This window comes from Pediococcus damnosus (assembly GCF_001611155.1).
Taxonomy (GTDB): domain Bacteria; phylum Bacillota; class Bacilli; order Lactobacillales; family Lactobacillaceae; genus Pediococcus; species Pediococcus damnosus.
Genome location: NZ_CP012294.1, coordinates 1,710,630 through 1,722,377, shown reverse-complemented (window position 1 = coordinate 1,722,377; position 11,748 = coordinate 1,710,630). Strand labels below are relative to the sequence as shown.

The 11,748-nt window shown below is 37.1% G+C and carries 13 protein-coding genes and 1 riboswitch; of the genes, 4 read left to right on the top strand and 9 right to left on the bottom strand.

Features of this window, described 5'->3' with window-relative positions; translation table 11 throughout:
* Nucleotides 1-12: 12 nt before the first annotated feature.
* From ADU73_RS07995 to ADU73_RS07955, 9 genes are all read right to left on the bottom strand, one after another.
* A complete protein-coding gene (locus tag ADU73_RS07995; protein WP_046872445.1) occupies nucleotides 13-606 on the bottom strand; it encodes an XTP/dITP diphosphatase in 594 nt (197 codons plus the stop codon).
* A 5-nt stretch (nucleotides 607-611) separates the two neighbouring features.
* Nucleotides 612-1,430, bottom strand: a complete 819-nt coding sequence (gene racE, locus ADU73_RS07990) for a glutamate racemase (protein ID WP_046872443.1) — start codon at nucleotides 1,428-1,430, stop codon at nucleotides 612-614.
* A 153-nt stretch (nucleotides 1,431-1,583) separates the two neighbouring features.
* Nucleotides 1,584-2,852: a D-alanyl-lipoteichoic acid biosynthesis protein DltD gene (dltD, locus tag ADU73_RS07985; RefSeq protein ID WP_046872073.1), complete on the bottom strand. Its 1,269-nt coding sequence runs from the start codon at nucleotides 2,850-2,852 to the stop codon at nucleotides 1,584-1,586.
* Nucleotides 2,852-3,088 carry a D-alanine--poly(phosphoribitol) ligase subunit DltC gene (gene dltC / locus ADU73_RS07980; RefSeq protein ID WP_046872072.1) on the bottom strand — a complete coding sequence of 79 codons (237 nt, stop codon included), beginning with the start codon at nucleotides 3,086-3,088 and terminating at the stop codon, nucleotides 2,852-2,854. Before dltC ends, dltD begins: the two co-directional genes overlap by 1 nt.
* Before the next feature lie 27 nt (nucleotides 3,089-3,115).
* Complete coding sequence (gene dltB / locus ADU73_RS07975) at nucleotides 3,116-4,312, bottom strand: D-alanyl-lipoteichoic acid biosynthesis protein DltB (protein WP_062913374.1); 1,197 nt, start codon at nucleotides 4,310-4,312, stop codon at nucleotides 3,116-3,118.
* On the bottom strand, nucleotides 4,312-5,835 hold the full coding sequence (dltA, locus tag ADU73_RS07970) for a D-alanine--poly(phosphoribitol) ligase subunit DltA (RefSeq protein WP_056986564.1): 1,524 nt from the start codon (nucleotides 5,833-5,835) through the stop codon (nucleotides 4,312-4,314). The genes dltB and dltA overlap by 1 nt, the downstream gene beginning before the upstream one ends.
* Nucleotides 5,836-5,864: 29 nt before the next feature.
* On the bottom strand, nucleotides 5,865-6,014 hold the full coding sequence (locus tag ADU73_RS07965) for a teichoic acid D-Ala incorporation-associated protein DltX (protein ID WP_062913373.1): 150 nt from the start codon (nucleotides 6,012-6,014) through the stop codon (nucleotides 5,865-5,867).
* A 152-nt stretch (nucleotides 6,015-6,166) separates the two neighbouring features.
* Nucleotides 6,167-7,534, bottom strand: a complete 1,368-nt coding sequence (locus tag ADU73_RS07960) for an ISLre2 family transposase (protein ID WP_046872291.1) — start codon at nucleotides 7,532-7,534, stop codon at nucleotides 6,167-6,169.
* Between the two features lie 226 nt (nucleotides 7,535-7,760).
* A complete protein-coding gene (locus ADU73_RS07955) occupies nucleotides 7,761-8,471 on the bottom strand; it encodes a glucosamine-6-phosphate deaminase (RefSeq protein ID WP_046871331.1) in 711 nt (236 codons plus the stop codon).
* Between the two features lie 223 nt (nucleotides 8,472-8,694).
* Nucleotides 8,695-8,805, top strand: a riboswitch (TPP riboswitch).
* A gap of 104 nt (nucleotides 8,806-8,909) precedes the next feature.
* Here ADU73_RS07955 and ADU73_RS07950 point away from each other — a divergent pair.
* From ADU73_RS07950 to ADU73_RS07935, 4 genes are read left to right on the top strand one after another with little or no spacing between them, the layout of a single operon-like run.
* The gene (locus ADU73_RS07950) at nucleotides 8,910-9,206 is read left to right on the top strand and encodes a thiamine-binding protein (protein WP_046871332.1); all 297 of its coding nucleotides are present in this window, start codon (nucleotides 8,910-8,912) and stop codon (nucleotides 9,204-9,206) included.
* A complete protein-coding gene (locus ADU73_RS07945; protein ID WP_046871333.1) occupies nucleotides 9,178-9,942 on the top strand; it encodes an ABC transporter permease in 765 nt (254 codons plus the stop codon). Before ADU73_RS07950 ends, ADU73_RS07945 begins: the two co-directional genes overlap by 29 nt.
* Nucleotides 9,939-10,946, top strand: coding sequence for an ABC transporter substrate-binding protein (locus ADU73_RS07940; RefSeq protein WP_062913372.1), 1,008 nt, complete (start codon nucleotides 9,939-9,941; stop codon nucleotides 10,944-10,946). The genes ADU73_RS07945 and ADU73_RS07940 overlap by 4 nt, the downstream gene beginning before the upstream one ends.
* 10 nt (nucleotides 10,947-10,956) lie before the next feature.
* Nucleotides 10,957-11,691 (top strand): ABC transporter ATP-binding protein, encoded by a 735-nt coding sequence (locus ADU73_RS07935; RefSeq protein ID WP_046871335.1) that lies wholly within the window; start codon nucleotides 10,957-10,959, stop codon nucleotides 11,689-11,691.
* The last annotated feature ends 57 nt before the right edge of the window (nucleotides 11,692-11,748 follow it).

The following is an 11,748-nucleotide window of genomic DNA, read 5'->3' as shown; positions in this document are numbered from 1 at the left end:
TAACCCTTTTTTCTACCACCACTGATCAAAAACTTCGAGTAACTTTTCACTTGCTTTCCCGCGATGACTAATTTGATTTTTTTCGGCAGCTGACATTTCAGCCAGAGATTTTTTCTTTTCTGGTACCCAAAATAAAGGATCATAACCAAACCCGTTATATCCCCTTGGCACCAAAAGAATACATCCTTTCAAATCACCATCGACTACCAATTTATTCTCATCTGGTTTCATTAAAACTAAGGTTGTATGGAAGGTTGCCGTTCTTTTTTCAAATGGCACTCCTGCAAGCTCACTTAATATTTTTGCATTATTTGCAGCATCATCGTGATCTCCTGCATAGCGGGCTGAAAAAATTCCTGGGCGCCCATTAAGAGCATCAATTTCAAGACCTGAATCGTCTGCCAAAACAGGCAAGCTTGTTTCCTTAGTAACTGCCTTAGCCTTTAACGTGGCATTTTCCTCAAAAGTAAGGCCAGTCTCTTTAATTTTTCCAATTTCAGGATAATCTTTCAACGATGAAACTTCAATATGTTTCTGTGCAAACAGCTTCTGGAATTCTTTTAATTTTCCAAGGTTATTAGTTGCAATCACAATATGATTCTTCATCATTTTTATTTCCCCAATTCTAGTTCATCAATTTTTGCTTTTTTAGACTGAATATCAATCCCTAACCACTGGCTAGCAATTTGATTAAAACTAACAGGTGATGCTGTTGTATAGTAAGCATCCTTGATTTGATCTCCGGCCGAGTCTTTGGCAATTTCAAAATAATCGAGTAACGCTGATACGGTTCCAACGGTTTCAGCTCCGGAATCAATTAGTTTAACTTGCTTACCCATCACATCTTGAATAATGGGTCTTAGTAATGGATAATGTGTACATCCCAAAATCAAGGTATCAACATTCTTGCTTTCAAAAAATTGTAATGTCTCGGCAACTATTTTTTTGGCAATCGGAGAGTTATATTCATTGCTTTCCACCAAAGGTACAAATTTTGGACAGGCCAAACTGAATACCTTAACCGAATTATCCTTAGACAATATTGCCTTTTCGTATGCACGACTTTTAATTGTACCCTCTGTGCCAATAACCCCGATTCGACGATTACGGGTTGCCTTAAGTGCAGCACGACTACCTGGTGAAATTACCCCTATTACCGGAATGGAAAGCTTCTCTTGAAGATCCTTCAGAGCAGCAGAAGTTGCAGTATTACAGGCAATAACAAGCATTTTAATATCTTGATGCGTTAAAAATGCCGCCATTTGCTCAGAAAATTGGCGTACCTCATCACTGGACCGAGGCCCATAAGGTAATCTAGCTTGATCTCCAATAAAGCAAACAGACTCAAGTGGTAATTGACGCAAAGCCTCTCGGACGACGGTTAAACCACCAACCCCCGAGTCCATAAATCCAATTGCACGGTTATCCATTTTATTCATCCTCTTCACATATTCTGAAACTACATTATCTCTTTTAAAAAAAAGAAAATCAAGCGTTATCACGGTAATCAAAAAAGTAAAACAGCACAAATGCACTGCTTTACTTTTATAAATGAGTTGCAAAAATTCTAACTACTTAAAATTTTAGTTAGTTTCTGTTTTAGGAATTGACGTTAGATTTTGCCAATTTTTCGAATAGAATTTTGAATTGATCTGATACTGCGGTGTCTTTTGTTTTTTCGTTAAAAATGGATCAATTTTCTGATCTACCGCTAACCATCCACGCCAACCCAAGTGAATTGTATCTTGCATAAAGTAAGGTACACCACCTTTATCACTAAGATCACAAATATTAGTAAATCCTTGTGAAGTTAACTGATACCGAATCTTTTGATCAAATATCTTTAACATTTTTGGTGATAATCCAGTATATTCACTCCACTTTTGGTTTACTGGAGGAATAATAAATTCAACATTCGTATGCAAACTAGCAAACTGGTTTAAAACAAGCTCAAAATCACTAAATTCCGGTGACTGCGTATAGTTCCAGTTACGTTCTAATCCCTTGAATTTAGTTTTTCTTTTTTCTAAACGCCGTTGATAAAATTGATTATCAATTCCAAACTGATTATTAGTAGTATGCGCTTTTCCTTGTTTCACCGCTAATTTATCCAGTGCACCCATTTGATAATTATTCGGTAATTGTTTGGCAAATTGATCAATTCGTCCCTGATTATCTTTCAACTTAAGGGCCGAGAAAAGCTGATCTTCATGCTGTAAAAGTCGTCTTTCGTACGTTAAATAGGTCCGTTGCCCCGACGTGATCTTTTTCCCATCGGCAACTCTTTTAAGCGCACTGGTAATTGTCCGGTTTGCTTTTCCGGATGGCATTTCTAATAATCTTTTAGCTGCATACCGGTCCATTTGCTGACTTCCATGTTGCTTTAAAAGCCACACCGTTGACTGTAAAGGTGAATAGTAAAATGAAAAGGCATCTTTACGGGCTCCCTTTTTCACAAACCACTGTGGTGAAATCACAAATACTGCTTTGCGATTCTTCAACTGGGGATCAACAAGCTGCATCTGAAAATAATGAGTCAAAGATTGCGTCCCAGGTGCACCCATTAAGAATGGCGTATAAGATCGTTTGTACTTTGATGCTAATACGGATGGATGAGAAAAATCAAACCTTGAAAATTCTGAAGATCCGAAAAAAGGTACAAAATTTTTGTGGGAAAGTGCTGATTCTTTAATAACCTGTCCTTTAAGAACATTAGGTGATAAAGATGTTGCTGCCTGACGTTCCGTTTTAGAATTGATATGACTCAATTTAAATGGGGAAAACAGAATTGCAAGTAACAGCAGCCCTGCTAAAAGAACTGGCCCAAAAATCAGAAAAAGTTTCTTTGCCACTAGGCTTGTAATTCCTTAACTTGTGCAATGATTTTGTTTGGCGTGTCCCATTTGCTACGCTCAAACTCAGAAACTGGCACATTAACTCCCAGCTCACTTTGTAATTGTAAAAGGAGTTGAACTGTCCCCATTGAGTCCAACAACCCAGCATCAAAAAGATTACTGTCCATATCTTCGCTTACATCATTACCTGTTAAATCCTGTAAAATATTTAAAACTTTTTCTTTTGTATCCATTATAATTACTCTCCTTCAAAAATTAATTTACTTCGCAAACAACATTGTATTTAAAAACCCTGAAAATAGTAAAAATGTAAAACAAACAAAATTAAAAGTTATAAAAGTTGCGAAAAGCTCTGTAAACTTATTGTGTGGTAACTTGTCCTGATGCTTTTTCTTGTACCTCAACCACCAGCCATTCACAACGAGCGCGACCCCGTGCAGGATACCATAAGAAATATAATACCAAGTAACTCCATGCCAAAATCCCATGATCGTCATATTGATGATATAAGTGACATTAGCTGTTGTTTTGGGACTCTTGAAAACCTTGTGCTTCATCAAAAAGAAAACTAACCGCATATAAATGAAGTCACGAAACCAAAACGATAAAGTCATATGCCAACGATTCCAGAATTCCTTGATATTGTGTGATTTAAATGGTGCATTAAAGTTAATTGGTGTTTCGACACCCATAAAATAACTTGTCCCAATTGCAAACAAACTATAACCAGCAAAATCAAAGAATAGATACATACTGTAAACGTACATGACTCCAACCAATGACCAAGACATGCCATGTGCCATTAAAGCTTGATGCTCTATCTTTGGTAACATCAAAGTTCCAAAAAGATAGGACAACATATATTTATAAACGAACCCTAGGAAAATATTGTGTACACCTTTTTGCAAAAGCTTCAAATATTTATCTTGACTAGGCACATGATCATAATCACGTTTAAAACGTCGATAACGATCAATTGGTCCTGATGAAATGGTTGGGAAAAAGACCAGAAATTGTATAAAGAACCACGGTTCAAATTTCTTTAAAACACCATCGCGAGATTCCATAATCGTTTGAACAACTTTAAACGTTAAATAACTAATTCCTAAGAATCCAATAATTGACTGGGTACCATTAATGGCCGGTGTGAGCTTAACAACTACTAATGGTAAGATTGCCAGAATTACAGCACCCACAAAGATCCCCGTTTGATTCCTACTTTTACGATACGTAGTGTATCCCCAAACCAGTAACACTTCGTAAACTAAATACGCAATTAAAGCGATTCCTTGCGTTAACTTAGAACCACCAAAAATAAGAACTAAAAAGAAAAAGGAAATCAGTGTTTCATACCAGTGAAATCTCTTCCCACAAAGTAATCCAATCACTATCGGCAATAGTGCAATTGCCAATATGCCAAAGTAAGTAGGATTCTCATAAGGTATAAATGTTAGCATTATGAATTAACCTCTCTCATGATCGATTTAATATCTACCTTACCATTGGCTGTGATTGGTAAGCTACTTTTGAAAACAAGCCGATTTGGCACCATATACGACATCATCGTAGCTTGTAAGCCCTTTTTAATTGCCACTGTTAGATCCATGTTATTCTCGAAATCATTATCCTCTGCAATCACATAAGCAATTAATTGCGACACCTTATGATTAGTATCATACTTAGGAACCGCTACTGCCTGTTTAATAAGCTTTTGCGCATTTAAATAGTGATCAACTTCTTCCAACTCTATGCGATACCCATGCAGCTTAATCTGAAAATCAAGGCGTCCTAGGTAATGTAAAACACCATTTTCATCCTTTGTACCTAAATCACCTGAATGATAGGCATCATGATTTCCGACCTGCTGAAAAACATGAGCCGTTTTTTCTGGATTATTTAAATAACCTTTGGACACACTTGGGCCTGAAATAACCAACTCACCCGTTTTACCAACATCGACAGGCTTTCCAGATTGATCAAGCACACTAATTTTCATGTCTGATTTCGGTTTGCCAATGGGAAGCCGTTGATCTTCGTCTAAGATTTTCTGTGTAATCTCCATCGCCGTCACCGCAACGGTAGTCTCAGTTGGTCCGTACGTATTATAAATTTTTGCTTGTGGAAACCGTTCTTTTAACTGTACTGCCGTCCGATGGGTTAATTCTTCACCACAAAACATGAAGTGACTTAACGTTGGATAATGGGCAGCATCAAACTCCGGTTGCAATAAACAAATATCAACAAAAGAAGGTGTCGAAACCCAAACGTTTAAATTCATCTTGGGTAAGTAATCAAAAAGCTCTTTAAAGTTATCCGTAATTTTTTTAGGTAAAACCTGTAAAGTTCCACCACTAACCAATGTCGGATAGAGACTCATCACTGATAAATCAAAGGAATACGGTGCCTGGGCAAGACTGACCGGTGCATCAGGTAAATTAAAGTCCTTTAACATCCAATTTACAAAACTTGTTAAGTTCTGATGACTAATTTGAACTCCTTTTGGTTTTCCCGTTGTCCCAGAAGTAAAAATAATGTAGTAGTTCTGATCGCCCGAAACTGCAAGCTTTTCATCAAATCGACCAGTCGTTTTAAATATCTGAGCTAATTCATCAGCATTTATCACCGGAATTCCTTTAATCTGAATCGGCAATTTCTCTACTGCAATACAAGCAGTGGGCTTAGCAATCTCTTGGATCATTTCCAACCGATCATTTGGAGAATGCTGGTCAATGGGGATATATGCATGCCCACTTTTTACAATTCCGAGAAAGGTTGCTACCATTTCAAAACTCTGTTCACCAAAAACCATAATTGGTGCCTGAGCGTCTAAATTCATTTGACCGATTTTACTGGCCAACGCGTCCGAATAACATTTCAACTCATGATATGTATGGGTTTCACCCAGATAATCATAAGCAATGCGATCTGGTGTTTGCTCACTGTTTTTGTCGATCGCGTTAATTACGTTTGTAATTTGCATTGTTTCCCCCCTAATAACTTTTAAAACACTTAAATTTCATTGTAAATAAATGTACCGCCACTAATACCACTATAGCCGTATAAATACACAAGTATTAAGAAAACGACAAAATAAAAAAACATTTGTGCTAGGAACTTCACCCATTCCCGTTGCCATAATGTTTTAAAAAAATCTTTCATGTTTTGTTTCCCCCCTAGAATGCACGTCTCTATCAATCACAGTATCTCATGAATTAATTAGCCTGTAAATATATTTTTAGTATAACCACTTAATCGTATGTGTCAAATTTTCCTAGGTGCCTTATAATCAACCAAATATTTATACACAATAATTAGTTTGAAAATATTTTTGCCATTGCTCCGATAGGGCTACTTGTTGGGGCATCAACTGGTATTTTACCTGAAAGAACTCCAATATGCTTAGAATGGTGCTTGTTGCTCAGCTGAGCTGAACTCAACGTCTTCAATGATTCCGTAGCGATCTCAATCGTTAGCTCTTGTAACTTTCTTAAACCACCACGTAAGTATTTATCTAGCTTACCGTTTACCCGAGCTTCAATTAATTTCAACATAGCCTCAAGGCCCTTTTCGGACCATACTTTGCCTTGCTTTTTCATTCGATACGTGTACGCTCTGTGTGAGCTTTCAACGGATCCCAATTTGCCGACCCTCATGAAGCCACGATCGTGTGGAGACTTTATAAACTGCCAATTTCTTGCCAAATATTGTCTTAGGACCCTTAGGCTCTCAAGTTCCTTATCAGTTTTAATTTGCGACTCAAATGTATCTAAAATAACGTTTAACTGATTCTGATCATACAGGCTAACGCTCTTAACGGCCTTATCAACCAATGGATTAAATAAACCAAAGGTTTGTTTAATCTTTTTGACAAAGTGATACCGATCGATAGTAAATTCAACTCTTTGAGCACTCGGAACTATTTCTCGCATACTTTTCGGGTTATACCCTGGGCCACCATCACTTGCTGTAAACACGGTCATTTCACTGATTTTATAATACTTCTCAATGTAGTCAGTTACTCGTTTTTGAACCTTTTTTTGATTGATACCAACAAACTCAACTTTGTTTGATCTTGTTCCATCTAATCCTGATTCAAAAACAATGTAATGGTGGACGTCTTGTCTTCGTCGATTAATTTTGTGTATCTCAAAGGCATCGCCTTCAACCACTAAGTTTTCAACTTTTCGTTTCTTAACTAGTTTCTCTTCGGACGATTTTTCTTCTGTCTTCACGGTATCTGCCATGTCTCTGATAATTCGGTCTACTGACCAGGCACTAATATCCGTCTGACTTGCCAGATTGATCATTGCGGCCGTATTTCTCATCGTTGTCGTTTGCCCAATTTTGGCAACGACACTTTTAAAATAAGGTGAAATTCTTTTTCTTTCTTCCAACTGAAGTTGTTCATCCAACGGGAAGTAATAACTTCCATTGGGTCGAAGATAACATCTTCTTTCAAAATTCACGGCGCCAAACATAAACTCAATTGTTCTGGCCTGTCGATTAATGAATGTATTTTCTGCCGGAATTGATGGAACGAGTGTTTCATCTAATTGCCTCAGATATTCAGCTACAACCAGCTGGAATGACTTCCTAAGATGAAGAATTACCTGCTCCTCTAAATCAAATAAACTGTCTAAATTTCCCAATGATTCAATAAAATCTGCTAAAATATACATGAAAGACCTGTATCCTTTCCTTTAATCTTCGTCGATTAAAAGGCTACAGGTCTTTTTCTATATATTCAACTCAAAATGAATATTCCTAGAATTTTATTGACCATCTAGGAAAACCTTACACTAACACCATTTTGCTCCAATCTTTTTAACTCTTAAACTCAAAAAGATCCATTCTATTCGATGTAAAAACCGAGATAGGATGAATCTTAAAATTAATCGAACTTATTTATTTGTTAGTTAATTTGCTTGCAGCAGCTTCATCAAGAATAACTGTGACATTGTCATGGTTTTGAAGAATGCTTGCTGGTAAATCAGGTGTATCTGGGCCTTCAATCATGCCTTTAACAGCGTCAGCCTTTTCTGCTCCATAAGCTTCCAATAAGATATGTTTAGACTTCATAATTGAAGACAATCCCATTGATAAAGCTTCCTTAGGAACATCTTCTTCGTGTTCAAAGAAACGGGCATTGGCATCGATAGTTGATTGAGTCAAAGAAACACGATGAGTTCCAATTTCACGGGAAGTTCCTGGTTCGTTAAAACCAATGTGACCGTTACGGCCAAGACCTAAAATTTGAAGATCAATTGGATTGTCTGCAATGACCTTGTCATAACGTTTTGCTTCAGCATCAATATCTTTTGCTAAACCATTTGGTAAGTATGAAGTCTTGAAAGGCTTCTGGTTGAACAAGTTCTTGTGCATGAAATAGTTATAACTTTGATCATTATCAGCAGATAAACCGATATACTCATCTAAGTTAATTGAAATAGAATCACTAAAATCAAGGTCACTAGCAATAATATCTTTGTACGTTGTAATTGGTGTACTACCTGTAGCTAAGCCAAAAACATGAGCACCGTTCTTCTTTGCATCTGCAAATACTTGATAGCCTTTTTGGCCGCCTTCAACTTCATCTTTAACAATAATAATTTGCATAATTAATCTCCTTTTCATTTTTAATGTATATTTTGCAATCACGAAACACCATTCGTATTGGTATAGCCCAATTATATAATCTCTCTGTTTAAATTGCAAGGGTATAGACCAAAATTTTTGATTTTATTTTTTACTTTCAATCTTTAGTGTTTTTATAGAAGCGATCAACAAATGCATAACAAATTAGTTGCCGAATTTTACTTTTATAGCTATACTAAATTCATATTTAATACAGGGGTGCTGGATCCAATCCGGCTGAGATAAAGGCTAGTGGCTTTTGACCCTCGAACCTGATATGGATAATGCCAGCGCAGGAAGTCTTTTTTTAATTATTATTTGACTTGGATAAATCTCATAATAATTAATTTAAGTATGTCTTGGACAAGCTGGCAAATTTTTGCTGGCTTTTTATTTTGCTTTAAGAAAGGATATAAAATAATGAACACAAGTGTCGCAATTCAAATACTTCCCATGTTGGAAGATGACAAAAAGGTCGTAGCCGTAGTCGATAAAGCAATTGAATACATTCAGTCAACTGGAGTTACTTATGCAGTTGGTGCCTTTGAAACAACCATCGAGGGTGATTACGATCAACTAATGGAAATCGTTAAAAATATCACTAAAATTGCCGCAGATGCTGGGGCTCCTCAAGTGATGACTTACGTTAAGATTGACTATAAATCAGCAGGTAAGGTTTTAGGAATTCATGAAAAAACAGACAAGTATCAACATTAATTTTTTACCAGCGCTCGTTATTCTATTACTTTTAGTTGTCTGGCAACTTGTCAGTAGTTTTCAACTCGTTCCATCTTTTCTTTTGCCATCACCTGTAAGCGTCGTTGAAGCGTTTGTAGGCGACTTTTCATTACTCATGAGTAATGCTTGGGTAACTTTGTTAGAAGCGTTCTGGGGCCTATTATTAGGTGTCTGCGGCGGTTTGCTAATCGCTATCTTGATGGATTTGTTTAATCCTCTCTATAAAGCTGTTTATCCGCTACTAGTCATTAGCCAAACCATCCCAACCGTGGCAATCGCCCCACTTTTAATTCTATGGTTAGGTTATGGAATGCTACCAAAAATTGTTTTGGTCATTCTGACCACCTTTTTCCCGGTAGCTGTGGAAATGCTGACTGGTTTTCGAGCCACAGATCCCGACTTAATTAAACTAATGCAAACGATGGGAGCCAGTAAATGGAAACTATACTATTATGTAAAGTTTCCAAACTCCTTAAATCATTTCTTCTCAAGTTTGAAGATTTCTGTATCCTATGCCATCGTCAGCGCGGTTGTATCGGAATGGGTTGGCGGTTTCAGTGGCCTTGGGGTTTATATGACCCGCGTCATGAAAGCTTATGCATATGATAAAATGTTCGCTGTAATTTTCCTAATTTCCGCCATCAGTCTTGTCCTTATTTGGCTCGTATCCTTTATACAACGCAAAGTCATGCCTTGGGAGGTAACCAAAAAATGAGAACCATTACACACAAATGGCTAATCTTACTCTTTAGTCTTTCCCTAATTGTTATGCTTAGTGGCTGTCAATCTAAGCAAAGTAAGTCCAAAAATCGCACAGTAACCGTTGTTTTAGATTGGACGCCAAACACAAATCATACCGGCATGTATGTCGCAAAACAAAAAGGTTACTATAAGAAGTACCATCTCAATGTAAAGTTTATGCAGCCGCCTAAGGATGGTGCTGAACAGTTAGTCGCAAGTGGTAAGGCTGAATTTGGCGTTTCTGCACAGGATACATTTGCGGGTGCAATTGCCCGAAAGGATCCATTGCCGATTACTACTATCGCCGGAATTATCCAGCACAACACTTCGGGAATCATGTCGCGAAAAGCCGACGGGATCACTTCTCCTAAGAAAATGATGGGCAAACGTTATTCCACTTGGGACTTGCCAATTGAACAAGCAACCATAAAACAAGTTGTAAATGATGACCATGGTAACTATAAAAAACTAAAATTAATTCCGAATAACATCACTGATGAAGTAGCCGCTTTAAAATCCAAACAGACAGATGATATCTGGGTATTTTATGGCTGGGCAGGACAAAACGCCAAAGTTAAGAACTTCCCAATTAATTATTTTTCGTTTCGTTCACTGAACAAAGTTTTTGACTATTACACACCAACCTTAATTGGCAATAATAGTTTCTTAAAAAATAATCTCCAAGTTGCAAAAGATTTCATGAAAGCAACTACTAAAGGATACGATTACGCTTCTAATCACCCGCACCAATCTGCTGACATTTTAATGGATCAGGTCCCAGAGTTAAAAAGTAATCGAAAACTTGTTTATGCAAGTCAAACTTACCTTTCTAAACAGTATGCCCTTGGGTCAAAACAATGGGGAAAAATCAGTGCAACCCGCTGGAATGGCTTCTACACTTGGTTAAATAAAAATAATTTAGTTTCTGTAAAGTTAAAAAAAGATCAAGGATTTACGAATAAATATCTTCCAAAATGAGGGTTTAATTATGGCGTTATTGCAAACGCAGCACATTACTAAAAACTATGACAATCGCGAAGTTCTCTCAGACGTTAATATTCATCTAAATCAAGGTGAACTGGTCAGCATTCTTGGAATCAGTGGTATCGGTAAAAGCACATTGTTTAACATCATCGCTGGACTAGAAGCGCCAGAAGCTGGGCAAGTTTTGCTTAAAGATCACGAAATCACCAATACCACTGGTCATATCAGTTATATGCTGCAAAAAGATCTGCTCCTTCCCTATCGCACAATTATGGGCAATGTCATTTTACCAGCACTGATGCAAAACATCCCCAAAAAAGAAGCGGAAACTAAAGCCGCACCTTTTTTTAAAATTTTTGGTTTAGAGAATACTGAAAATCTATATCCACAAACGCTTTCTGGTGGCATGCGGCAACGAGCAGCTTTATTAAGAACTTACATGTTTTCAAAAGAGGTATCCTTACTGGATGAACCCTTTAGTGCCTTAGATGAGATTACTAAGCGACAAGTACACAGCTGGTATCTCCAGCTGATGCAGAAAATCGACTTATCCACTCTGCTCATTACGCACGATGTGGACGAAGCCATTCTCCTATCTGACCGCATTTATATTCTAAGTGGGACACCCGCTTCGATCACTCAAGAAATTACGATTGATCCCAACTTAAAGAAACAACCTGACTTTGAATTAAGTACCGATTTTTTGGTTTATAAGCGAAAAATATTGAATTTATTATAGAAAGCAGAAGATTTGGGACTAAATCATTCGAATCTTTTGCTTTCTATAATTTTTTAT